Below are 22,470 nucleotides of genomic sequence, written 5' to 3' on the forward strand. Positions count from 1 at the left end.
CGATGGCGGAGTGTCAGACGACTTCAATGTTGGATGACAGGACGCCATCGCGAGCAAGCTCGCTCCCACAGTGGCCGATGTGAGTCAGGCAATCCGCCGCTCTACAACCCACCCTCAGACTGATCCAGTTCCTCACGCAAGAACTCAACCAGCGCCTGCACCGGCCGCGAACTCTGCCGGTGTTGCGGATAGACCGCCGACAACGTCAGCGGCTCCGGCCGAAAATCCTCCAGCACTTCCACCAGCCGTCCATCCTTCAACGCCGAGCCGACAATGAACGTCGGCAAATACGTGATCCCCAGCCCGGCAATCGCCGCGTCCTTGAGCAATTCACCGTTGTTGACCCGCATCCGCCCGCTGACATTGACGCTCAATGGCTTGCCCTGCCCTGCAAACCGCCATTGCACCTGTCGACCATGGCCGTACGGCAGGCAGTCGTGACCGTGCAAATCTTCAGGCTTGAGCGGTGTGCCGCGTTCGGTCAGGTACGCCGGGCTTGCGCAGTACACCCGCTCAATGGAGGCAATGCGTCGGGCGATCAGTGTCGAGTCTTCCAGTGTGCCGATGCGCAGCGCCAGGTCGTAGCCCTCACCGAGCAAATCCACGGGACGATCGCTCAAATCCATCTCCACCGTCACGTCGCGATAGCGCTGTAAAAACACCGGCAACAGGCAGCCCAGATGCGCCAGCGCGAACGACAGCGGCGCACTCACACGAATGGTCCCCCGTGGCTCGGTGGTCTGGCCGGCGATGCCCTGCTCCACTTGTTCGACTTCGCTGAGCAGGCGCAAGGCTGACTCGTAATAGCTCTGCCCCAGCGGCGTGACATCCAGGCGCCGGGTCGAACGATTGAGCAAGCGCACGCCCAGGCGCTCTTCGAGTTGCATCAAGCGGCGGCTGACAAACTGCTTGGACAGCCCCAGTTGATCGGCGGCCGCCGTGAAGCTGCCGGAGTCCATGACCTGGCAAAAAATACGCATATCTTCGAAGGGGTTCATTGTCACTTCCCGGTTGACAGTCAAACACGTTATAGCCGCTTTTTCCCTTCCTGACACACCATTAATCTTCGTTCACCGCACTGAAATCACCTTCCCCGAAGGATCTGCGATCTGTTTGCCGCAAGCATTTAAATGGAGTTTCCCCATGTCCTTTCTCCTCGGTCACCTGCTCTCACTGAGCACCCTGCTGCTGGCCATCGACGCCCTGCTCTGGCACCTCGCGCCACTCAAGCATCGCGTCAGCCGGGTCGGTGTGCGCCTGGCGCTGTTTGTGCTGTTCAGCGCGGTGCTCATCAACGCCGGCGTCAGCCCGTTGCAGGCGCCGTTGTTTGCTGATGATCGCGTGGCACAACTGGGGGCCACGGCACTGGGGATTCTCTGGTGGCTGTACGCCGCGCGGGTGCTGACCGAAGTGATCGGCCTGGCCCTGATGCGGCGCATCGGCCATAGCGGTCGGCTGTTGCAGGATGTCATCGGTGCACTGGTGTTCCTGATTGCCGTGGTGGCCGCCGCCGGCTACGTGCTGGAGCTGCCGGTGAAAGGTTTGCTGGCGACCTCCGGCGTCGTCGCCATCGTGGTGGGTCTGGCATTGCAGAGCACCTTGAGCGACGTGTTCTCCGGCATCGTGCTCAATACCACCAAGCCGTATCAGGTCGATGACCGGGTTTCCATCGACGGTATTGAAGGCAAGGTGCTGGACATCGACTGGCGTGCCACCCACCTGCTGACCAGCGCCGGCAGCACCGCTGTGGTGCCGAACTCGGTGGCGGCCAAGGCAAAGATCGTCAATCTCAGCCGCCCGTTCAATATGCACGGCGTGTCGATCAGCATTCAGGTGCCCAACCACATCCGCCCGCGTCGGGTACTCGATGCCCTGGACCGCACCCTTCAGGGCAGTAGCAGTCTGCTGCTCGATCCGGCGCCGAAAGCCGTGCTCAAGGAGGCCGGCGAAACCATGTCCGAATACGTGGCCAGCGGCTTCATCGCCGAATTGGGCAAAAAGGGTGAAGTGCGCAATCAACTGTTCGACCTGGCCCATCGGCACCTTGAAGCGGCAGGCATTTCCCGGCAACCCGATGGCGTGATCGAGCCGTCGACCCGTGCACGGGCCTTGCTCGATGAAGTGAAAATATTCCGCTCCCTGAGCGCCGAGGAACGGGATCACCTGGCCCAGAACATGGTGGCGCAGCAATACGCGGCCGGTGAGGTGGTGCTGGATCTGGATGAAGTACCGGACAGCCTGTTCGTCATCGCCACCGGCGTGGTCAGCGCCACCGTCCCCAACGGCAGCACGCAGATCGAAGCCGGGCGCATGGGGCCGAGTGAAGTCATGGGCGAACAAAGCATCCTCGCCGACACGCCGTCCCAGGCACGGTTCACCGCCATGACCTCAAGCATCATCTACCGCCTCGACAAATCACTGACCCGCAACTGCATGGCGCAACGACGGGAAGTCGACCGGGCGTTGAACAAGCTGCAGGCGGTGCGCCAGCAGAACAGCCGGATGGCGTTGATGGCCAAACCGGTAGCGGTCAGGAAAGGTGGGTTTTTGAGTTGGTTGCAGAGTCGCTGATCAAGTGATCACACAAAAAATCTGTGGGAGCGAGCTTGCTCGCGATAGCTTTCTGTCAGTCAACATGTGCGTCGACTGATACGCCGCCATCGCGAGCAAGCTCGCTCCCACAGGTGTACTTCTTACTTGGCAGTAAATTTGGTGTAGCTGTTGATCAGGTTGCGATAGTTCGGCAGGCGTTCGGACAGCAGGTTGGCCAGGCCTTCCATGTCGTTGCGCCAGTCGCCTTGCAGCTCGCAGGCCACGGAGAACCAGTTCAGCAGTTGTGCACCGGCGGCCGACATGCGCGCCCAGGCCGCTTGTTGCACGGTGGTGTTGAAGGTGCCGGAAGCGTCGGTCACCACAAACACCTCAAAGCCTTCGGCAATGGCTGACAGTGTCGGGAACGCCACGCACACGTCGGTCACCACACCGGCAATGATCAGTTGCTTGCGACCGGTGGCCTTGATCGCCTTGACGAAGTCTTCGTTGTCCCAGGCGTTGATCTGGCCCGGGCGTGCAATGAACGGCGCGTCCGGGAACTGCGCCTTGAGCTCCGGCACGATCGGACCGTTCGGACCGCTGTCGAAACTGGTGGTGAGGATGGTCGGCAGTTTGAAGAACTTGGCGATGTCGCCCAGCGCCAGCACGTTGTTCTTGAACTCGTTGGGCGAGAAATCCTGTACCAGCGAGATCAGACCGGTCTGGTGGTCGACCAGCAATACCACAGCATCGTCTTTGTTCAGGCGTTTGTACGGAACGTTGCTCATTGGAAACTCCTTGGTGGATGGTTGTTGCAGTCAGCGCCGACCTGTTGGGCCGGCGCTTTTTTAAAAGAGTCAGAAGGCAAAACACGAGCAGCCAAAGGCGCCCCAGAAACCGGCGAAATCGCTGACCGGCGCGTTCGACAGGCGCGCCCGTTCATGACTGTGGGAATGCACCGCGCACGGGCCGCTGCAATGGTGAACCTGGGCCTGCATCGGCGAAGTCGGGCGCCAGTGGCCCGGCACCTTCACCACCGGCGACCAGTCCGGCAGCACCGGCACGCTGGCCGGCCCGAGCTTCTCGAAGTCACCGGCGCCGTACACCACCTTGCCGCCGACCACGGTCAACACCGACTCGATCCACTTGATCGCCTCTTCATCGACGCTGAAAAAATCCGCACTGAGGGCCGCGACGTCAGCCAGTTGCCCGACCTTGATCTGGCCCTTCTTGCCTTGCTCCGAGGAGAACCAGGCGCTGCCGTGGGTGAACAGTTCCAGCGCCGTCAGGCGTGAAAGGCCTTCGGCGTGCAATTCCATACCTCCGACGGTGCGACCGCTGACCATCCAGTACAGCGAGGTCCACGGGTTGTAGCTCGACACCCGCGTGGCGTCGGTACCGGCACCCACCGGTACGCCTTCGGCCAGCATGCGTTTGATCGGTGGCGTGGCTTCGGCCGCTTTCGCGCCGTAACGCTCGACGAAATATTCACCCTGGAACGCCATGCGATCCTGAATCGCGATGCCGCCGCCCAACGCCCTCACCCGCTCGATGTTCTGCGGGGTGATGGTTTCGGCGTGGTCAAAAAACCACGGCAAGCCGTTGAACGGAATGTCGCGATTAACCTTCTCGAACACATCGAGCATGCGGCTGATGGATTCGTTGTAGGTGGCGTGCAAACGGAACGGCCAGCGTTGCTCGACCAGATGGCGCACCACCGGCTCCAGTTCGGCTTCCATGGTTTGCGGCAGGTCCGGGCGCGGTTCGAGGAAGTCTTCGAAGTCCGCCGCCGAGAACACCAGCATTTCCCCGGCGCCGTTGTGTCGCAGGAAGTCATCGCCCTGGTGCAGCTTCACGCTGCCGGTCCAGTTCTTGAAGTCGGTCAGCTCTTCCTTCGGTTTCTGGGTGAACAGGTTGTAGGCGATGCGCACGGTCAGTTGCTCGTCCTTTGCCAACTGCTCGATCACCTGGTAATCGTCCGGGTAATTCTGGAAACCGCCGCCGGCATCGATGGCACTGGTCAGGCCCAGGCGATTGAGTTCGCGCATGAACTGACGGGTCGAGTTGACCTGATACTCCAGCGGCAGCTTCGGCCCCTTGGCCAGGGTCGAGTACAGAATCATCGCGTTGGGCCGCGCCACCAGCATGCCGGTCGGCTCGCCATTGGCGTCACGCACGATCTCGCCGCCTGGCGGATTCGGTGTATCACGGGTGTAGCCGGCGACACGCAACGCGGCGCGGTTGAGCAAGGCGCGGTCGTACAGGTGCAGCACGAAAACCGGCGTGTCTGGCGCCGCCTGATTGAGCTCCGCCAGGGTCGGCATGCGCTTTTCAGCGAACTGGAATTCGTTCCAGCCACCGACCACCCGCACCCACTGCGGGGTCGGCGTGCGGTCGGCCTGCTCCTTGAGCATGCGTAAGGCATCGGCCAGTGACGGCACACCTTCCCAACGCAGTTCCAGGTTGTAGTTCAAGCCGCCACGGATCAGGTGCAAGTGTGAGTCGTTGAGCCCGGGGATCACGCAACGCCCCTTGAGGTCGATCAACTGGGTGTTCGAGCCCCGCAGGGCCATGGCTTCGGCATCGTTGCCGACCACGACAAAACGCCCGTCGCTGATCGCCACGGCGCTGGCGAGCGGTTTTTCGCGGTCAACGGTATGGAATTGACCATTGAACAGAATCAGATCGGCGTTCATCACGGTTCCTCGTGCAATGTGGCGGGAGACAGCCAGGGCGCGAACAGGCGCGTCGCCATGGGCATGAAGATGTAAACCACCGACAGCACGATGGTCAGGGTGATCAGAAACGTGGCCACCACGTAATTGGAGAGCAAGGCATTGAGCCGCAACAACGGCCCCCATAGCAGCGGCACCAGCAAGGTGTGCGGCAGGATCACCAGCAGCGTCACCACAGCCTGCTTCCAGCGCGGCGGTGGCGTACTGGCCTCGGCCTGGGGCGAGAACCAGAACTCGTTGACCGGATTGACTTCGGTCTGGTCGCCATCGGCCAGCATCGGCGCGGCTTCATCGACCAGTTCCTGGCGTTGCGGTGAATCGAGCCAGCGCTGCATCGCCTCGGTCGAACAAAAGCGCAGCACGCAGGTGTAGGTGTCGAGGCCGGCATTCTTGCCACGCACCACATCCACGCCCAAGTGCCCGACGTTCTGCGCGGCCACCTTGACGATGTTGCGCAGCCAGGCTGCATAAGGCACTTCGAAACCGGCCTTGACCCGGTGCTTGACGATCAGGGTCACCACCTCATCAGGCCCCGGACTTGCCGGCTCACGGCGATTGGATTCAGACATAACGCAAGGCTCCGGCGAAACGGACATTGAGTGCCAGGCGTCCCGGCCCGGCGATGAAAATGCTGGTGAACACGATCAGCAACAGCCAGCCGAACTGGCCTTCGAAGAGCGTCCACTGCGGATGCACGATCAACATCGACACCCACAGCAAAAACAGAATAGGCAAACACGCCAGACGCGCCAGCAACCCGGTGGCGATCAGCAGCGGGCACACGACCTCGGCGAAAATCGCCAGCATCAGCGTCAGATTCGTGCCCAGGTGGAAAGGGTCTTCGATGCTTTGCAGCTCGGCACTGTAGTGAAGCAACTTGGGCAAGCCATGTACCCACAACAGGAACAACCCGCCGCTGACCCGCAGGAACAGCAGCCCCCAGTCTTGCGCCCGATCATCACTTCGCGAAGTGTCCATGGCCTACCCGCACAAATGAAAAACCACCGGCGTCAATGCGCCGGGACAGGATTCGATAGTGCCGGGGCGGAGGAAGGAAAAATTGAATGTACGTGCTCTGTTTGCCGGTGTGGACCGAGAACGGCCCATCGACACAGATCCCTGTGGGAGCGAGCTTGCTCGCGAAAAACGTCTGAACAACACGATCAATCAGGCAGCACGCGTTATCGTTGACGTCCATCGCGAGCAAGCTCGCTCCTACAGGGTTACTCGTTGCTTGCTGCTACTGGACTAGTCTTGCGGGTCGAGATTATCCAGCGCCCGATTCACCGCCAGCTCACCCAACATGATGATCTGCGCAATCCCCAGCAGCGCATTGCGATGAGGGCTTTGCAGAAATCCAGCAAGATCGCTGGCCATGATGCTGGCCGAGGCGAGGGATTCGCAGGTGTGGGCCAGGAGGGTTTCGGTGTTGATGTCGGGGGCGATGAGAAACATCGTGCTGGGGTTGCGTGGTGGTGCCGGGGCTTTCGGGGGATTGGGGGTGGGTTTGAACATGGTCAAGCTCCTTGATCAATGGAGCCGCCACAAGTCGCTGCTAAACGAATTGGGTGGCGGCTGTACGCGGGTTAGCAGACCAGGGATCAAGGAACCCGGCGCACCGAAGTGCCCCACGCACAGCCACCAAATTGCAGATCGAACTGATCTGAAGGTGACACTGGCGAGCCTTGAAATTTACCGAGCTGCTAAACCCGATCGCTGAATGGGCAGCGACGTGGAGAACGATAGAGATCAGGGCCAAGACTCACAAGCCGGCGGATTCTGGCGTAGTTGTAGGCAACGACGCAAGGCGGTGTGGCTTTCAGGAATTGAGGCTGACCGCTTTTAAACAGGGCTTTCAGAACACTGCACATTCCCTGTGGGAGCGAGCTTGCTCGCGATGGCGGCATTACATCCGGCATTGGTGTTGACTGATACACCGCTATCGCGAGCAGGCTCGCTCCTACAGTGGATCAGCGTATGTCTGTGAGAGATTGGTCGGCTGTCAGGCCGCCTTCGCGGGCAAGCCCGCTCCCACAGGTGCTGAGTACATCTGCAAGTAATTGGGCGGCTGTCAGGTCGCCCTTAAGAGGTGTCCGGAATTATTAGGCCAGTTCAGGCTCGCTCCTACAGTTGGGCTGGGTACACTCGAAAGAAATTGGTCGGCTTGCAGGCCACCATCGCGAGCAAGCTCGCTCCCACAGAAGAGCAGAGCAAAAAGCAGAGCATCCCGCACCACCGCGTCGCTTCTCACCACTCATCAGGCCGAGCGTTAGCTCGCCTGCAGCTTTTGATCTTGATCCACCCGCCCCCTCGGCAGGCTGAGTGGAGGTGTTTATCCGGGGATTGGCGCGCAGCGCCGTTCGACGCAGTCGAACACATCGCATGTAGGTGCCAGCGAAGCCAACCGGAGGGCGATGCCCCCGGATGAATGCCGGAGCGAAGGAACCCCGAGCCTCAGCGAGGGGCCGTACGTAAGGGGCGAGACTTTTTGGTTCCTTTTGTGTCGTTTGACAAAAGGGACTCGCCGTAAGGGCGAAACCGCCAGCCGCCGTTACCGAAGAAACGGATATGTACTCAATCAACCAAGAACCTGGTCGGCCCAGAGGCCGCCAAGGTCAACACCTAAGAAACATCCAAAGCCACAGACATGAACTGACCGATCCGCGACCGCAACCACCGCTCCGCCGGATCATTGTCATGCACCCCGCTCCAGGCCATCGACAACTGCGCCGCCTCAATCTCGAACGGCGGATCCTCAGCGCGCAAGCCACAGCCTTCGACCAACGCACACGCCGCATAATCCGGCACAGTGGCAATCATCTCGGTCCCGGCGAGCAACGCCCGCAACCCACTGAACTGCGGCACCCCCAGCACCACACGACGACTACGCCCGACCTTCGCCAGATCCAGGTCGATGTTGCCACTCAGGTCGCCGGAAAAAGACACCATCGCATGGGGCCGCTCGCAGTACTCATCCAGGGTCAGCGTCCCCGGCCGGGTGTCGCCGCGCAGCACTTTGCAGGGGATATCGCGCAGCTTCTTGCGCTTGGCATTGGCCGGCAGATCCGTGGTGTAGCTCACACCCACCGAAATTTCCCCCGACGCCAGCAGCGCTGGCATCAACAAGTAATTGGCCCGCCGCACGACCACGACGATGCCCGGTGCTTCCTCTTGCAACTGACGCAGCAACGGTGGAAACAAACCGAACTCGGCATCGTCCGACAACCCGATGCGAAACACATCGCAACTGGTCGCAGGATCGAATTCCTTGGCCCGGCTGACCGCACCGGAGATGGTGTCCATCGCTGGCTGCAATTCCTTGAGAATCGCCAATGCGCGCGCCGTCGGTTCCATGCCGCGTCCGTTGCGCAGCAGCAACGGATCGTCGAACAGATCGCGCAAACGCCCCAGCGCGGCGCTCACCGCCGGTTGGCCCATGAACAGTTTTTCCGCGACTCGGGTCAGGTTCTTTTCGAACATCAGGGCCTCGAAAATCACCAGCAGGTTCATGTCGACGCGACGCAGATCGTTACGGTTCATAGGCACAGGTTCCTTGTGTGTGTTCGGCCGGGCGCGAGGATGAGAATTGTGTCTGACTTTACCCAAGACTTCCCGCGGTGAGCGAGAAATTAACAACGATTAACTCGTAAGCCAGAGCCTTCGGGTCCAAGAATGAAGCCTACCGACACGGACATTCGCCATGGCTCACGTTCAGCAAAATGCCGCCCCCGCGTCATTCACGCCGGTGCCAAAGAAAAGCACCGGCGGCCTCAGCCCGCAGCGCGAAAAGCTGGTTAAACAACTGATACTCGAACGCTTGGGCGACAGCCTGGAAGTCACTGAACTGGCACAGGCTTGCGCCCTGTCGCGCAGTCACTTCTCGCGCGCGTTCAAGTGCAGCACCGGCCTCTCGCCACAGGACTGGATTCGCCAGCAGCGCATTGCCCTGGCCAAGCAATTGATCCAGTACACCAACCTCAGCCTCACGCAGATCAGCCTCGAATGCGGCTTCTGCGATCAGGCGCACTTCTGCCACATTTTCACCCGCAGCGAAGGCATCAATCCGTTTGCCTGGCGCTGTCAGGCGGTGCATGGCCTTAAAAGCAAAAGATCGCAGCCTTCGCCAGCGCCTACGGGTATGCACGTGTAGGCGCTGGCGAAACCTGCGATCCCTTGATCCGGCTTTTTAACCTTTCAAGAACGCCAACAGGTCAGCGTTGAGCTGGTCCTTATGGGTGTCCGTCAAACCGTGAGGGGCGCCCGGGTAAATCTTCAAGGTCGAGCCCTTTACCAGTTTGGCGCAGGAGACGCCCGCCGCTTCATACGGCACGACCTGATCCGCGTCGCCATGCACCACCAGCGTCGGCACGTCGAACTTCTGCAGGTCTTCGGTGAAGTCGGTTTCCGAGAACGCCTTGATGCAGTCATAGGCGTTCTTGTGGCCGGCCATCATGCCCTGCATCCAGAACCAGTCGATCATGCCCTGGGACTGTTTCGCGTCAGGCTTGTTGAAGCCGAAGAACGGGCCGCTGGCGAGGTCGATGTACAGCTGCGAACGGTCGGCCAGCGAGGCCTGGCGGATGCCGTCGAACACTTCCAGCGGCAGGCCGCCGGGGTTGGCTTCGGTCTTGAGCATCAGCGGTGGCACCGCGGAAATCAGCCCGGCCTTGGCCACGCGGCCGGTGCCGTGGCGACCGATGTAACGCGCCACCTCGCCACCGCCGGTGGAGAAGCCGAACAGCACGGCGTTTTGCAGGTCGAGCAGCTCGATCAACTGCGCCAGATCGTCGGCGTAATGGTCCATGTCATTGCCCGACCACGGCTGGCTGGAACGCCCATGACCGCGACGGTCGTGGGCGATGACCCGATAGCCCTTGGAGGCCAGGAAGATCATCTGCGATTCCCAGCTGTCGGCGTTCAGTGGCCAGCCGTGACTGAAGACAATCGGCTGACCGGTGCCCCAGTCCTTGTAGTAAATCTCGACGCCATCGCGGGTAATGAAAGTGCTCATGGGTGATGCCTCCTTAACGAGGGTTGGGGGTGAATCAAAAGGGTCAGTGGCGCAGGCGATCGGCCAGGCGCGCCACTCGCTCGCCCAGGTGCGCGGCGGTGCAGCGATCCTCGGGCGGAGGGGCATCGTCGGGGGATTGCTCGACATTCGACTGGGCCATGGCGCCCAGTGAGCTGCCCAGGCGATTGAGTTGGCCGTTGAACGCGCCGGTGCTGGAGCGTGCCGGCAGCAGGTCGAGGCCGACCCAGATCATCGAGTGCTGGGCGGCGAACACCGCCATTTGCAGCAAGGTGTTGAGTTTGTCGCCGCACAGGCAGCCGGAATTGGTGAAACCCGCCGCGAGTTTGTCGCGCCAGGGCTGGGTCAGGTAGAACGCCGCCGTGGCCTCCATGAACGCCTTGAAGGCCGCCGAGGCGCTGCCCATGTAGGTCGGCGCGCCGAAAATGATAGCGTCGGCGTTGTGCAGCCGCTCCCAGTGCTCGTCTACCTCTTCGACCGGGATCAACTGGCAGGTGCTGCCAAGGTGCCGTTCCACGCCACCGGCCACGGCTTCGGCCATGACCCGGGTGTGCCCGTAGCCACTGTGATAGACCACCACCACGTTGCTCATTGGTTTGTCCTTGAGATGGGTTGAAATCCCTTGTAGGAGCGAGCTTGCTCGCGATGGTGTGTCAGCCACATTGGTGTCGACTGATACTCCATCGCGAGCAAGCTCGCTCCTACAGGAAGATAGTTTTGGGTGCAGACCGGACGCAGGACGAGTTAAACGTTGTTAATTTTCCCAGGCGCGCAAAAAGCCCCGGCAGACGCTGTCCATCTGTCGCGCCCAACGATCACGGGGCCGACAGCCGCTGGCCGATACGCTAGAGTCAAGGCCTGCCCCTTCAGTCACCCAAGCGACGCATTGCGCTCCGTAAAAAACCTGAGGAATATGCTCGAAAACCGCGTACCAGACGGATGCAGCAGGAGCGACTCGTTGACCCTTTCCCCCGAACAGGCTGTGCATTTCGGCCCCTACCGGGTCTACCCCGGACAACGCCTGGTGATGGAGGCCGACCAGCCTTTGCGCCTGGGGCGGCGCGCCATGGACATCCTGTTGATCCTGCTTGAGCACGCCGGCAACGTGGTCAGCAAGCAGCAACTGATCGCCCGGGTCTGGCCCAACAGCGTGGTCGAAGACATCAACCTGCGGGTGCACATGGCCGCGTTGCGCAAGGCGCTCGGCGACGGTCAGGCCGGCCAGCGCTACATCGTCACCGTGGCCCAGCGCGGGTACAGCTTCGTCGCACCGTACTCACTGGAGCAGGCCGAGCAACCGCCAGCGCCCGTGGCTTGCGCACCGAGCCGGCATAACCTTCCGGTGCGCCGCACGCGAATGATCGGCCGGCAGACCCTGGTCGACAATCTGGTGGTGCAACTGCCACGCCAGCGCTTCATCACCCTCGTCGGTCCCGGCGGCATCGGCAAGACCACCGTGGCCTTGCGGGTCGCCGAACAAATGATCGGTCGCTACCGGGACGGCATTCGCCTGCTGGACCTGGCCCCGATCAACTGCCCGCTGATGATCGACGGTCATCTGGCGACGTTGCTCGAACTGGCCCTGCACAACGACGCCCCCCTGAGCGGTCTTGCCAACTGTCTGCGCGACAGGCAAATGCTGTTGGTCATCGACAACTGCGAGCACCTGGTCGACGCCATCGCCCATCTCTGCGAAACCATTCTGCGCAGTGCGCCGCACGTGCATATTCTCGCCACCAGCCGCGAGAGCCTGCGGGCCGAAGGCGAATTCGTCCAGCGCCTGGAATCACTCGACTGCCCGCCGCCCATCGCCGTCCTCGACCGCGCCCAGGCCATGACCTTTTCCGCCCTGCAACTGTTTGTCGAGCGGGCCATGGCCAGCCATGACAGCTTTGAACTGACGGACAATGAACTGCCGCTGTTGATCGACATCTGCCACCGACTGGACGGCATTCCACTGGCCATCGAACTGGCGGCGGCGCAAGTGGGCAACTTCGGATTGCCCGGCTTGTTGACGCAGTTGCAAAGCAATTTCCGGGTGTTGACCCAGCCCTGCCAGACGCCCCTGGCACGCCATCAGACCCTGCGCGCGACACTGGACTGGAGCTTCGAGCTACTCAGCGCCTGCGAAAAGACCTGCTTGCGCCGACTGAGTGTGTTTCGCGGCGGTTTCACCCTGGAGTCGGCAGCGGCGGTGATTGTCGGCGAACACATCGAACCCCGCGAGGTGTTCGGCTCGATCACCCAACTGGTCGCCAAGTCCCTGTTGAACGTGGAGGTGGGCGACGAGGATGTTTACTACCGCCTGCTCGATACCACCCGCAGCTATGCCCTGGAAAAACTTGCGCAAACCACCGACCTGCCCGGGACGCGGGAGCGGCATGCCGAGCGTTGCCTGGCAACGATGCAACAGGCGCAGGACGACTGGGAGAAAACGTCCACCGGCTTGTGGCTCGAACGCTATGGCCGGGCCCTGGAGGACATCCGTGCAGCCCTCGATTGGGGTTTGCACGGGCAAGGGCCGCAGGCACTGGCGATACGCCTGGCCGCGACGTCCACGCCGCTGTGGCAGGAGTTGTCACTGCTCAAGGAACACGGCGGTTATGTGCGCAAGGCGCTGGCCTTGCTCGAGCAGTCTGCCGAGCCTTGCCCGCGCTTGCAGATGGCCCTCAAGCTGGCTTTGGGCAGTGCCTGTTATCACGTTCAAGGAGGTAGCAGCGAAACCGTTGGCGCCTTCGTCAGCGCCAGAGCCCTGGCCAGCCAACTCAACGATGTGGCCGGTCAGTTGCGGGCGATTTCCGGGCACCTGGCGGTCAATCTCAGCTGCGGCCAATACCAGATGGCCCTGGAACAGAGTCGGCAATTCGATCACCTGGGGCTGCAAGACGACGCCCAGATGTCCCTGAGCATGCATCGATTGCGGGTGCTCGCCCTGCACTTCTCCGGCAACCAGCATCAGGCTGGGGAGCATGCCGAACAAGTGCTCCAACGCATGGCCCACAGCGGTCATCTCAACCGTTTCACCCATGGCTTTGGCGTGCAATACGACCAGAGTGTCGCGGCGCTGACCCTCCACGCGCGCATCCTCTGGCTGCAAGGCCAGCCGGAACAGGCCTGGCGCACTGCCCGCCAGGCGCTGGACATCGCATTGCAGATCAACCACGGCACATCGATCTGCTACACCCTGGCGCTCGCCGGCTGTCTGATCGCCCACTACAACGGCGACACCCGAAGCGCCCGCGAACTCCTGCGCCTGCTGCTGCAACAAGCGCGGAAACACTCGGTCCTGCTGTTCCATGACTGGGCGCAACACTATGCGCGGGTGATCGGCGGTATCGATGTTCAGCCAATCGGCCGACAAAGCGTCGGTTTGATCAAGGACATCATGGTCACGCTGGATTCAACCTGTGTCGACGATGATTTGCTCGAACGTGCGCAAAGCGGTGTTTCGGACTGGAGCACGGCAGAGATACTGCGGGCCAGGGCCAGGACGTTGCTGGCAACCGATTGCCCGCTCCAGACCGCGACGGCCGAAACCATGCTGCTCAAGGCACTCAACGTGGCAAAGGCCCAGGGTGCCCTGGCCTGGGAGCTGCGTAGCGCCACCTCACTGGCGCAGTTGTGGCAGCGTCAGGGCGATCCCCAACGGGCGCATCAATTGCTGGCCCCGATCTACCAGCGCTACACCGAAGGTTTCGCCACGCCGGACTTGATGACCGTTCGCCGGCTACTCGACGAGCTGCAATGCCACCTGCCCGCCTGAAGGCCAGCGCGCTTGACTGACGTAACCGGCATAACGCATTTCAAGGGCGCGCAAATCACCACTGAGTTCGAGTTTTTCCAGCGCATAGGTGCGGGTGGTGTTGAGGAAGCGGTAACGGGCCACTTCCCTCCCCTGCTCCAGGGTCAGTAGCGACTTGAGGGCCAGGCTTTCCATCACCTTGATCAGGTCGGCGGCAGGCAGCCTGTCGCAGCAGATCACGCCAATCGCTGCGTCCCGGGTGAAGGCCATTTTGAACACTGCCAGGCGCTGCAACACGGTTTGCTCCATGGCAGTCAAACGTTCGTAGCTCCAGTCCAGCGCCGCCTTGAGCGTCTGGTGCCGGGGCACGGCCGTGCGGCGGCCCTGGGACAGCAACTGAAAACAGTTATCGAGTTGCGCTTGCAACCCCACCAGCGCCAGCGCATCGATTTGCGCCGCCGCCAATTCAATCGCCAGCGGCAGGCCGTCGAGGCGCCGGCAGATTTCCCGTACAGTCTTGAGGTCTTGTTCGCGCAGGGTGAACCCTTGCTGACGAGCCCGTGCACGGCTGACGAATAACTGCACCGCCGAATAGCCCATGACCTCGTCAACACTGCGCAGCGCTGACACCGGCGGCACCGCCAACGGTGGCAGACGCAATACGGTTTCGCCCGCTGCCTGGAGCGGCTCGCGGCTGGTGGCGAGGATCGACAGACGAGGCAGCGAAGCCAGCAGTGTTTCGATCAACGTCTGGCAGCGTTCGAGCAGGTGTTCGCAGTTGTCCAGAACCAACAAGGCATGCCGCTGCGCCAGCGCCTCCAGCGTGGTGCCGACCTCCAGCCCAAGGGTTCGTGTGACGTGGTCGGTCACTTGCGCCGGGTCATCGATCGCCGCCAGGTCCACCAGCCACACGCCGTGCCGATAGTGCTGCAACAACAGTTCGGCCACGCGCAGCGCCACGGTGGTCTTGCCGATCCCGCAAGGCCCGACCAGGGTCATGAATCGGCGCACCGGCAACTGCCGCACCAGGCTGCCGACAACCGCATCGCGCCCGGTGATCGGCGTGAGCCGCGCCGGCAAGTTGTGCAGGGGCTTTTTTACGGTCTCGCTCGGGAACGAGACGGGCTGCGGCGAATGCTGTACCGGGGCGACAAAACTGTAACCGCGCTGGGGAATGTTGACGATGTAGCATTGGCCGTTCTGGCCGTCGCCCAGGGCTCGGCGCAGGGCGGCAATGTGTACCCGCAGGTTGATCTCTTCGACCACGGAGCGCGGCCAGACCTGCGCAATCAACTCTTCCTTGCTGACAACCGAGCCTGCGTGCTCGACCAGCACCTGCAACACGTCAAGGGCGCGGCCGCCCAGGCGCAGCGGTCGATCGCCCTCCAGCACCAGTCGCTGACTGAGGTGGAAAGCGTAGGGCCCGAATTGCAGCACCGCTTCGCTGTTTATATCTCTGAGGCTATTCATGGGCTGTCACTCGCTGCAAGCCTGGCTTCCAGCCCAGGCTCTGCACCGTCCTTGCAATGAGTTCAGCGGTATCTTGGCAGGCCTCGGTGACGGTACAACTGCCGCGGGGGGAGCGTCACGGCCATTGCGGTGCGCACGACGGACATGCGCGTTAGCTGAACTGCTCGCGGTATTGGGTCGGGGTCAGGCCGAGCTTTTCACTGAACAGAAAACGCATGTGCCGCACGCTGCCGAAGCCGCTTTTGAAGGCCACGGTCTTGAGCGGCAACTCGGTGGTTTCCAGCAGGTTCCTGGCGCAATCGATACGCGCGCTTTGCAGAAACTCCATTGGCGTCATGTTCACTTCCCGGGCGAACACCCTGGCGAAATGACGCGGGCTCATGTTGGCCAGACCGGCCATTCGCTCGATGCTGTAGGTTTCATCGAGATGTTCAAGCACATGGTTCTGCACCCGGGTAATCGCCGTTTCGTGAGGGGCCACCGCCGCCATCAACGGGCTGAACTGCGCCTGCCCGCCCTGGCGCTTCATCACCACCAGCAACACCTTGGCCACGTCCTGGGCGACTTTTTTGCCATGGTCCTGGGCGACCACCGACAACGCCAGGTCGATCCCGGCGGTGACGCCACCGGAAGTGATCAGGTTGCGGTCCTGAACGAAGATCTGATCGGTCTCGACGGTCGCCTTCGGAAAGCCCTTGATCAGCCGCTCGGTGTAGTGCCAGTGGGTGGTGACGCGATAGCCGTCGAGCAAACCCGCATGCCCCAACACGAACGCCCCGGTGCAGATCGAGCCATAACCGGCGGACCGGCTGACGTTGTGCCTGAGCCAGTCGAGCAATGGCGGATGCTTTTCGTTGTAGGCACCGGGACCACCGGGCACCAGCAGCAAATCAAACCCCTCGCAGGCCTGATCGATGTGCCGGTCGGCGTGCACGCTCACCCCGTTGGACGCCCGCAGTGCGCCGGGCTCGGTGCCGATGGTCGTCAGCACATAGTGATCTTCGGGTTTCAGATAACGATTGGCGATGGAAAACACTTCCATGGGCCCGGCCATGTCGAGCAGGAGAAAGTCGGGAAACAGCACCATTGCCACGGTTTTCATGGATTGGAATTCACTGGGATCAAATAAGGTCGGTTTGTCGAGCGCTAGCCCTTTGTGGGAGCGAGCTTGCTCGCGATGGCAGTATCACATTCGACAGATGAGGTGACTGGAAAATTGCTATCGCGAGCAAGCTCGCTCCCACAGGTTTCGGTACTGTGCATTATGGACAAACACAGGCCAGGCATCGGAAAAGAATAACTGATTCGCGTCCGAATACTGTCAACCTGAAAGAGACAGTATTTCAATTTCAACCTACTTATTGAATCAACCAGTAACCATTAACCTTCTCCTCACTCGGACGAATTCACGTCCCCAAAGGAGATTTCATCATGCTGACTCTTCGCAAAGCCTCGGATCGTGGCCTGGCCAATCACGGCTGGTTGAAGTCGTTCCATACCTTTTCCTTCGCCAGCTATCGCAACCCGAAAGAGCAGGGTTTTTCCGACCTGTTGGTGATCAACGACGACCGCGTCGCCGCCGGCAAAGGCTTCGGCCAGCACCCGCACCGCGACATGGAGATTTTCTCCTATGTGCTTGAAGGTGCCCTGGAACACAAGGACACCCTGGGCACAGGTTCCGTGATCCGCCCCGGCGACGTGCAACTGATGAGCGCAGGCAGCGGTGTGGCCCACAGTGAATTCAACCACTCCGGAACCCGGCCGGTGCACTTTCTGCAAATCTGGATCGTGCCCGACGTCAGCGGCGCCAAACCGCGCTATCAGCAAGAGCATTTCAGCCCCCAGAAGAAACGCGGGCGCCTGCAACTGATCATCTCGCCGGACGGCGCCAAGGGTTCGCTGAAGGTGCGTCAGGATGCACGGGTGTATGCCGGCCTGATCGACGGCAAGGAAAGCGCCACCCTGGAGCTCGCCGCCAACCGCTACGCCTATGTGCATGTGGCCCGGGGCAGCGTTGAACTCAACGGTGTGTTGTTGCAGGAAGGCGACGGTGTGCGGGTTCGCGAAGAACAGGTGCTGACCTTGAGCAATGGCGTGGATGCTGAAGTATTGGTCTTTGACCTGCGGCCACAGGAACTGCCGGAAATGCCATGACAGATCCCTGTGGGAGCGGGCTTGCTCGCGAAGGCGGGGTGTCAGACAACATCATTGTTGAATGACCTATCGCTTTCGCGAGCAGGCTCGCTCCCACAGTTTGTGTAAATCTGCTCGTCCTGCGGGTGGATCGTTGATGGCTCAGGGCTCGCAGGAAGCCTCAAGGGTAGCGACCTCTGCGCCCTGCTCCCCCTGATAACGGGCCCGATAGCGCCCGGGGCTTTCCCCGGTCCACTTCTTGAACGCCCGATGGAAGGCGCTGGGTTCCTGGAAACCCAGTTGTTCAGCGATATCGCTGATGCTCGCGTCGCTCTGACGCAATTGCTCAAAGGCCACGCCACGGCGTACTTCGTCCTTGATCTCTTGGTAGGAACAGCCTTCACGCTCCAGTTTGCGGCGGAAGGTGCTGGGGCTCAGGTGCTGTTCCAGGGCAAAGGCCTGCAACGTCGGCCACTGACTGTAATGACTGCCGCGCAAGCGCTGATGAACCTGGGATGCCAGGCCATGCTGGTTGCGGAAGCGGATCACCAGCCATTGCGGTGCGGTACGCAGAAACACTTTCAGCGACGCCAGGTCCTGAACCACGGGCAGGCGCAAGTAGTGGCTGGCAAATTCGATTTCGGTGCGCTCGGCACCGAAGGTCAGGTTAGGGCCCCACAGCAGGCGGTCGTCACCCAGCGACAGGCGCGAATGGCGGAAGTCCGCACGGTCAATGGGAATGCGCCGCCCGCCCAGCCAGCACAGCAGACTGATCATCAACACCAGGAAAGTTTCTTCACCAAACCGGCTGGCATCGTTGTCCGTCGAACGGGTGTCGAGGCTGATGACCGCACGTTTGCCACGCACGGCCAGAGAGCCGCGAAAGTCGCGCAGGAACAAGCCGAAGTTGGCCAGGCATTGACGCATGGCCTTGTGCAGATCGGGCTCCTGAATCAAGGCACGGCAAATCAGGGCGAAACTGCCCGGCGGCATGCCATGGGAATCGAGCCCGAAAAACTCATCGTCGAGCTCGCGGATCTGGATCAGCCACAACGCCGCAAACGCATTGGCCGGCACCCGCGCCGTGGGTTGGTGCATGACCGCCGGATCAATGCCCGCCTGTTCGAGCACGGCCGTCACGCGCTGCGGATCATCGCGCAGCCCATGGATCATTGCCTGCACGAAATAGGCGGCAACCGAGTCCTTTTCCCGCATTGGTTCGCTTCTCTCTCATCACCCGAATGGCAAAAAACATCAGTGCCGTTGAACAGTTTTGGCATAGGACAACCGCCCTGCCGGCTCTAGACTCGCGGCAATAGTACGCCTTCGGCCGCAATCGCGGCCAAGGTATCGCAGGGTTTGATCGAAGGATGGGAAGATGAATCTGCAAAACATCGGGGTGATCGGTGCGGGCACCATGGGCAACGGCATCGCACAAGTCTGCGCCATGGCCGGTTTCAACGTGACCTTGCTCGACATTTCCGAAAGCGCTTTGCAAAAAGCCGTCGCAACGGTCGGCAAAAACCTGGACCGGCAGATCGCCAAGGAAACCCTGACGCCGGAGCAGAAACAGGCCGCTCTCGACAAAATCCGCACCAGCACCGACTACAGCAGCCTGCAAAATGCGCAGCTGGTCATTGAAGCTGCGACGGAAAATCTCGACCTGAAACTGCGTGTGCTGCAACAGATTGCCGCGCAAGTCAGCAGCGAATGCGTCATTGCCTCCAATACCTCGTCGCTGTCGATCACCCAACTCGCCGCCAGTGTCAGCCAGCCTGAGCGCTTCATCGGCCTGCATTTCTTCAACCCGGTGCCGGTGATGGGCCTGATCGAAGTCATCCGTGGCCTGCAAACCAGTGACGCGACCCACCAACTGGCGCTGGACATGGCGACCACCCTCGGCAAAACCGCGATCACTGCCGGTAATCGCCCGGGATTCGTGGTCAACCGGATCCTGGTACCGATGATCAACGAAGCGATCCTGGTGTTCCAGGAAGGCCTGGCCAGCGCCGAAGACATCGACGCCGGTATGCGCCTGGGCTGCAACCAGCCTATCGGCCCGTTGGCCCTGGCGGACCTGATTGGCCTGGACACCCTGTTGTCGATCCTCGAAGCCTTCTATGACGGTTTCAATGACAGCAAATATCGCCCGGCGCCGTTGCTCAAGGAAATGGTCGCCGCCGGTTACCTGGGACGTAAAACGGGGCGCGGCTTCCATGCCTATGCCTGAGCGTTGCTCGCGCTTTGCCGAGTACCGGGACAAGGTCCTGGAGCTGTTTGCCTGCAAGGGGTTCGGCCAGGTCGGCATGCGTGAGCTCGCGACGTGCCTGGGGCTTTCCCCAGGCTCGCTGTATCACCATTACCCCAGCAAACAGCATCTGCTGCTCGACCTGATCGAGGAGTTCTACGAGGAGCTGCTGGCCACCCTGGGACGTATCCAGCAAAAGGCCCCGGGCAAGCGCGACAAACTCAACAGCCTGATCCGCGCCCATCTGAATCTGCATCGGGAGATGCCCTGGCATTTCCGCCTGGTGGAGCGCGACAGCGGTTGCCTGAACGAAGAGCAACAGGATCGGGTCCGGCAATTGCGCGAGCAATACGAACGCACGTTGCTGAGGATGCTGGGCGCCAAGTCCCGCTTCAGCGAGCAAGGCCTGCTGGCCGCCGGGCATGCCATTGGCGCCCTGCTCAACAGTGCTCCCAGCTGGCTGACACCCCATGTGCTGGACGAGCAGGAACGTGAGGAGCTGCTCGAGAGCATGGTCAGCGGCGCCATCGAACGTGTGCTTGCGCCACGGCGTGTGCCGGAGGCAATAAGCCTGGCGCGTCCTATTGAAAAAACATCTAAAGAAACACAAGCTTCGACGAAGATTTAGCGCTTTGCTTGTCGGCTCGACACAATCGGAATTCGCCGAAAAAACCGGCGTCCAAACCGATGTATGTACTCGAGCACCTGGAGCCGACCATGAAAATCAATCCCTACCTTATCTTCAACGGCGACTGCAAAGCGGCCTTCACGTTCTACGCGCAGTGCCTGCAAGGCCAGATCGAAGCCATGATGACCTTCGGCGAAACTCCTGCCGGTGAGCATGTCCCCACGGATCTGCACAACCTGATCATCCATACCCGCCTGATCGCGGGCGATCAGGCGATCATGGGGTCGGACACCACTCCGGATCGTCCCGTCCAGGGCATGAGTGGTTGCTCGATCTCACTCAACGTCGACAGCATTGCCGAGGCCGAACGGGTCTTCAATGCGCTGGCGGACGGTGGCTCTGTGCAAATGCCACTGGAAACCACGTTCTGGGCAGCACGCTTCGGCATGCTGGTCGACCGTTTTGGTGTGTCGTGGATGGTCAATTGCGAAAAGGATCAGTGAAAGGCCTTGGTCGATCGAGAGTATTGAAGGCACAAAAAAGCCCGACCTGAAAAGGTTGGGCTTTCTGGCAACTCCCGGCCTGTCTGCTACCGTCAACTAGCCATACGGATAGCAGCGAACCTGAGGAGGATACCCACTATGCCGGCCCACGACGCGTCCTGGCCCACCCGTTGCAAGCTCTTGCTACTGGCCGGTGGAATGATCGCCAGCCTGCTGACCCTCAATGGTTGCGCCACTGTCGATGCCCAGACCACCGCCTATGTCGGTGTAGAACATCCGGCACCGACATCGCCGGACCAGGTTGTCGTGCTGCGCTCGGAGCCTCTGCGCCCACATGTGCGCCTGGGTGAAGTGTTGATCGACGCCAGCATCGACCCTGCCCCGCCGATTACCGAAGTCGAACAGAAGCTGCGGGAAGAGTCCGCCAAACTCGGTGGCGACGCCGTGGTGGTCGTCTATGACCACATTCAAGCGGTGGGTGCCTATGCCAGCGGGCCGCTGTGGGCACGCGATGTGAGGACCATCGAGGGACGCAAGCTCAAAGGTATCGTGATCAAGTACCAGTAGATATCTCCCCTTGGAGGACAGCGTCAACGGAGGTTGAATTTGAATGACGTGGTGATCGCCCTCATCGTTTTCGCCTGCCTGTCCGCCAGCGCACTGATGGGCTCGTACGTGAGGGAGCGATTACCGAGCCATCATCTGAGCGATGACTCCGTGGCGGTGGTGAAGCTGGCCACCGGCCTCATTGCAACGATGTCGGCGCTGGTCCTCGGCCTGCTCGTTTCCTCTGCCAAAGGCACCTTCGATACGGCCAATGCCGAACTGGAGGGCGCGGCGGCGAAAGTGGTTCAATTCGACCGCTTGCTGGCTCGCTACGGCCCCGACACCCAAGGCATCCGCACCGAGCTCAAGCACAACTACGCCGAAGTCACCCAGGTGCTCGCGACCCGCGATCACCGTCAGATTGAAAAACTCGATAGCCCAGAAGTGATCCGTCGCTCCGAAGGCCTGCAACGCCAGGTCGAGTCACTGACGCCCGGCAACGATGATCAGCGCGCGCTCAAGGCCAAGGCATTGCAAGACATGGACACCGTGTTTGCCGCCCGCTGGCTGACCCTGCTGCAGGCCAATCAATCGATTCCACCGGTGATGCTGGTGATCCTGGTGACGTGGCTGGGGATTATCTTCGGTTCGTTCGGCCTGTTTGCACCCTGCAACGGCACCATTGTCGCCGTATTGCTGATGTGTGCCCTGTCGACGGGGGCAACCATCTTGCTGGTAGAGGAACTCAATCGACCGCTTGATGGTTTTATCTGTGTGTCGCTGGATCCCCTGGAGCACACGCTGGAGCGGTTGGGGCAGTAATTTCATTTCCCGCGGACAAAAACAAAACCCCTACCTGCATACGCAGATAGGGGTTTCGGAATTTAATCTTGACGATGACCTA

The 22,470-nt window shown here is 61.1% G+C and carries 21 protein-coding genes; 9 read left to right on the top strand and 12 right to left on the bottom strand.

The genetic code is table 11. The annotated features are described in order from the left end of the window. Positions 1-101 precede the first annotated feature (101 nt). Complete coding sequence (locus AC1RP7_RS27675) at positions 102-998, bottom strand: LysR family transcriptional regulator (protein ID WP_218498343.1); 897 nt, start codon at positions 996-998, stop codon at positions 102-104. Between the two features lie 145 nt (positions 999-1,143). On the opposite strand from AC1RP7_RS27675, the gene AC1RP7_RS27680 reads away from it, so the two are divergent. Next, positions 1,144-2,571 carry a mechanosensitive ion channel family protein gene (locus tag AC1RP7_RS27680; protein ID WP_218498344.1) on the top strand — a complete coding sequence of 476 codons (1,428 nt, stop codon included), beginning with the start codon at positions 1,144-1,146 and terminating at the stop codon, positions 2,569-2,571. 122 nt (positions 2,572-2,693) lie between these two features. Here the strand turns inward: AC1RP7_RS27680 and ycaC are convergent, their stop codons facing one another. From ycaC to AC1RP7_RS27710, 6 genes are all read right to left on the bottom strand, one after another. After that, a complete protein-coding gene (gene ycaC, locus AC1RP7_RS27685) occupies positions 2,694-3,320 on the bottom strand; it encodes an isochorismate family cysteine hydrolase YcaC (RefSeq protein WP_008004800.1) in 627 nt (208 codons plus the stop codon). 69 nt (positions 3,321-3,389) lie between these two features. Beyond that, positions 3,390-5,228, bottom strand: coding sequence for an amidohydrolase (locus AC1RP7_RS27690; protein WP_218498345.1), 1,839 nt, complete (start codon positions 5,226-5,228; stop codon positions 3,390-3,392). Beyond that, positions 5,228-5,836 (bottom strand): antibiotic biosynthesis monooxygenase, encoded by a 609-nt coding sequence (locus AC1RP7_RS27695; RefSeq protein WP_154947830.1) that lies wholly within the window; start codon positions 5,834-5,836, stop codon positions 5,228-5,230. Before AC1RP7_RS27695 ends, AC1RP7_RS27690 begins: the two co-directional genes overlap by 1 nt. Further along, positions 5,829-6,245 carry a DoxX family protein gene (locus AC1RP7_RS27700; protein ID WP_493182526.1) on the bottom strand — a complete coding sequence of 139 codons (417 nt, stop codon included), beginning with the start codon at positions 6,243-6,245 and terminating at the stop codon, positions 5,829-5,831. The genes AC1RP7_RS27695 and AC1RP7_RS27700 overlap by 8 nt, the downstream gene beginning before the upstream one ends. A gap of 270 nt (positions 6,246-6,515) precedes the next feature. Further along, positions 6,516-6,782 carry a DUF6124 family protein gene (locus AC1RP7_RS27705; RefSeq protein WP_057715509.1) on the bottom strand — a complete coding sequence of 89 codons (267 nt, stop codon included), beginning with the start codon at positions 6,780-6,782 and terminating at the stop codon, positions 6,516-6,518. Positions 6,783-7,889: 1,107 nt separating this feature from the next. Then, entirely contained in the window at positions 7,890-8,807 is a 918-nt protein-coding gene (locus tag AC1RP7_RS27710; RefSeq protein WP_057715510.1) for a LysR family transcriptional regulator, read from the bottom strand. Between the two features lie 160 nt (positions 8,808-8,967). On the opposite strand from AC1RP7_RS27710, the gene AC1RP7_RS27715 reads away from it, so the two are divergent. Continuing rightward, positions 8,968-9,417, top strand: a complete 450-nt coding sequence (locus AC1RP7_RS27715) for a helix-turn-helix domain-containing protein (protein WP_090454690.1) — start codon at positions 8,968-8,970, stop codon at positions 9,415-9,417. Positions 9,418-9,453: 36 nt separating this feature from the next. Here the strand turns inward: AC1RP7_RS27715 and AC1RP7_RS27720 are convergent, their stop codons facing one another. Together AC1RP7_RS27720 and AC1RP7_RS27725 are read right to left on the bottom strand one after the other, a co-directional pair. Next, the gene (locus AC1RP7_RS27720; RefSeq protein WP_493182527.1) at positions 9,454-10,278 is read right to left on the bottom strand and encodes an alpha/beta fold hydrolase; all 825 of its coding nucleotides are present in this window, start codon (positions 10,276-10,278) and stop codon (positions 9,454-9,456) included. A 43-nt stretch (positions 10,279-10,321) separates the two neighbouring features. Further along, complete coding sequence (locus AC1RP7_RS27725) at positions 10,322-10,888, bottom strand: flavodoxin family protein (protein ID WP_218498350.1); 567 nt, start codon at positions 10,886-10,888, stop codon at positions 10,322-10,324. A 366-nt stretch (positions 10,889-11,254) separates the two neighbouring features. Here AC1RP7_RS27725 and AC1RP7_RS27730 point away from each other — a divergent pair, with 366 nt between their 5' ends. Beyond that, positions 11,255-14,059: an ATP-binding protein gene (locus tag AC1RP7_RS27730; RefSeq protein WP_493182529.1), complete on the top strand. Its 2,805-nt coding sequence runs from the start codon at positions 11,255-11,257 to the stop codon at positions 14,057-14,059. On the opposite strand, the gene AC1RP7_RS27735 is transcribed toward AC1RP7_RS27730, so the two are convergent. Both AC1RP7_RS27735 and AC1RP7_RS27740 read right to left on the bottom strand, forming a co-directional pair. Further along, positions 14,024-15,508 carry an ATP-binding protein gene (locus AC1RP7_RS27735; protein ID WP_493182530.1) on the bottom strand — a complete coding sequence of 495 codons (1,485 nt, stop codon included), beginning with the start codon at positions 15,506-15,508 and terminating at the stop codon, positions 14,024-14,026. The genes AC1RP7_RS27730 and AC1RP7_RS27735 overlap by 36 nt on opposite strands. A gap of 151 nt (positions 15,509-15,659) precedes the next feature. Further along, the gene (locus tag AC1RP7_RS27740) at positions 15,660-16,610 is read right to left on the bottom strand and encodes a GlxA family transcriptional regulator (protein WP_090454681.1); all 951 of its coding nucleotides are present in this window, start codon (positions 16,608-16,610) and stop codon (positions 15,660-15,662) included. A 329-nt stretch (positions 16,611-16,939) separates the two neighbouring features. On the opposite strand from AC1RP7_RS27740, the gene AC1RP7_RS27745 reads away from it, so the two are divergent. After that, positions 16,940-17,662, top strand: a complete 723-nt coding sequence (locus AC1RP7_RS27745; RefSeq protein ID WP_057715517.1) for a pirin family protein — start codon at positions 16,940-16,942, stop codon at positions 17,660-17,662. Positions 17,663-17,803: 141 nt separating this feature from the next. Here AC1RP7_RS27745 and AC1RP7_RS27750 read toward each other — a convergent pair whose 3' ends face one another. After that, positions 17,804-18,856: an AraC family transcriptional regulator gene (locus tag AC1RP7_RS27750; RefSeq protein WP_489848166.1), complete on the bottom strand. Its 1,053-nt coding sequence runs from the start codon at positions 18,854-18,856 to the stop codon at positions 17,804-17,806. A gap of 163 nt (positions 18,857-19,019) precedes the next feature. Between AC1RP7_RS27750 and AC1RP7_RS27755 the strand changes: the two genes are divergently transcribed. From AC1RP7_RS27755 to AC1RP7_RS27775, 5 genes are all read left to right on the top strand, one after another. After that, positions 19,020-19,871: a 3-hydroxybutyryl-CoA dehydrogenase gene (locus AC1RP7_RS27755; protein WP_057715519.1), complete on the top strand. Its 852-nt coding sequence runs from the start codon at positions 19,020-19,022 to the stop codon at positions 19,869-19,871. Beyond that, positions 19,858-20,517, top strand: a complete 660-nt coding sequence (locus tag AC1RP7_RS27760) for a TetR/AcrR family transcriptional regulator (protein ID WP_057715520.1) — start codon at positions 19,858-19,860, stop codon at positions 20,515-20,517. Before AC1RP7_RS27755 ends, AC1RP7_RS27760 begins: the two co-directional genes overlap by 14 nt. 89 nt (positions 20,518-20,606) lie before the next feature. After that, positions 20,607-21,020, top strand: coding sequence for a VOC family protein (locus AC1RP7_RS27765; RefSeq protein ID WP_493182533.1), 414 nt, complete (start codon positions 20,607-20,609; stop codon positions 21,018-21,020). 138 nt (positions 21,021-21,158) lie between these two features. Beyond that, complete coding sequence (locus AC1RP7_RS27770; RefSeq protein WP_090454675.1) at positions 21,159-21,587, top strand: hypothetical protein; 429 nt, start codon at positions 21,159-21,161, stop codon at positions 21,585-21,587. 48 nt (positions 21,588-21,635) lie between these two features. Then, positions 21,636-22,388 carry a bestrophin-like domain gene (locus AC1RP7_RS27775; RefSeq protein ID WP_223473825.1) on the top strand — a complete coding sequence of 251 codons (753 nt, stop codon included), beginning with the start codon at positions 21,636-21,638 and terminating at the stop codon, positions 22,386-22,388. Positions 22,389-22,470: the final 82 nt, after the last annotated feature.

The sequence above is a fragment of the Pseudomonas sp. GW822-FHT01E03 genome, from assembly GCF_058802985.1.

What these genes read in the sequence shown, in the direction of transcription:
- AC1RP7_RS27750 (WP_489848166.1), bottom strand. Translation starts at nt 18,856, where the DNA reads ATGCGGGAAAAGGACTCGGTTGCCGCCTATTTCGTGCAGGCAATGATC.
- AC1RP7_RS27700 (WP_493182526.1), bottom strand. Translation starts at nt 6,245, where the DNA reads ATGGACACTTCGCGAAGTGATGATCGGGCGCAAGACTGGGGGCTGCTG.
- AC1RP7_RS27725 (WP_218498350.1), bottom strand. Translation starts at nt 10,888, where the DNA reads ATGAGCAACGTGGTGGTGGTCTATCACAGTGGCTACGGGCACACCCGG.
- ycaC (WP_008004800.1), bottom strand. Translation starts at nt 3,320, where the DNA reads ATGAGCAACGTTCCGTACAAACGCCTGAACAAAGACGATGCTGTGGTA.
- AC1RP7_RS27765 (WP_493182533.1), top strand. Translation starts at nt 20,607, where the DNA reads ATGAAAATCAATCCCTACCTTATCTTCAACGGCGACTGCAAAGCGGCC.
- AC1RP7_RS27745 (WP_057715517.1), top strand. Translation starts at nt 16,940, where the DNA reads ATGCTGACTCTTCGCAAAGCCTCGGATCGTGGCCTGGCCAATCACGGC.
- AC1RP7_RS27770 (WP_090454675.1), top strand. Translation starts at nt 21,159, where the DNA reads ATGCCGGCCCACGACGCGTCCTGGCCCACCCGTTGCAAGCTCTTGCTA.
- AC1RP7_RS27680 (WP_218498344.1), top strand. Translation starts at nt 1,144, where the DNA reads ATGTCCTTTCTCCTCGGTCACCTGCTCTCACTGAGCACCCTGCTGCTG.
- AC1RP7_RS27760 (WP_057715520.1), top strand. Translation starts at nt 19,858, where the DNA reads ATGCCTATGCCTGAGCGTTGCTCGCGCTTTGCCGAGTACCGGGACAAG.
- AC1RP7_RS27735 (WP_493182530.1), bottom strand. Translation starts at nt 15,508, where the DNA reads ATGAATAGCCTCAGAGATATAAACAGCGAAGCGGTGCTGCAATTCGGG.
- AC1RP7_RS27675 (WP_218498343.1), bottom strand. Translation starts at nt 998, where the DNA reads ATGAACCCCTTCGAAGATATGCGTATTTTTTGCCAGGTCATGGACTCC.
- AC1RP7_RS27740 (WP_090454681.1), bottom strand. Translation starts at nt 16,610, where the DNA reads ATGAAAACCGTGGCAATGGTGCTGTTTCCCGACTTTCTCCTGCTCGAC.
- AC1RP7_RS27710 (WP_057715510.1), bottom strand. Translation starts at nt 8,807, where the DNA reads ATGAACCGTAACGATCTGCGTCGCGTCGACATGAACCTGCTGGTGATT.
- AC1RP7_RS27695 (WP_154947830.1), bottom strand. Translation starts at nt 5,836, where the DNA reads ATGTCTGAATCCAATCGCCGTGAGCCGGCAAGTCCGGGGCCTGATGAG.
- AC1RP7_RS27755 (WP_057715519.1), top strand. Translation starts at nt 19,020, where the DNA reads ATGAATCTGCAAAACATCGGGGTGATCGGTGCGGGCACCATGGGCAAC.
- AC1RP7_RS27705 (WP_057715509.1), bottom strand. Translation starts at nt 6,782, where the DNA reads ATGTTCAAACCCACCCCCAATCCCCCGAAAGCCCCGGCACCACCACGC.
- AC1RP7_RS27715 (WP_090454690.1), top strand. Translation starts at nt 8,968, where the DNA reads ATGGCTCACGTTCAGCAAAATGCCGCCCCCGCGTCATTCACGCCGGTG.
- AC1RP7_RS27720 (WP_493182527.1), bottom strand. Translation starts at nt 10,278, where the DNA reads ATGAGCACTTTCATTACCCGCGATGGCGTCGAGATTTACTACAAGGAC.
- AC1RP7_RS27690 (WP_218498345.1), bottom strand. Translation starts at nt 5,228, where the DNA reads ATGAACGCCGATCTGATTCTGTTCAATGGTCAATTCCATACCGTTGAC.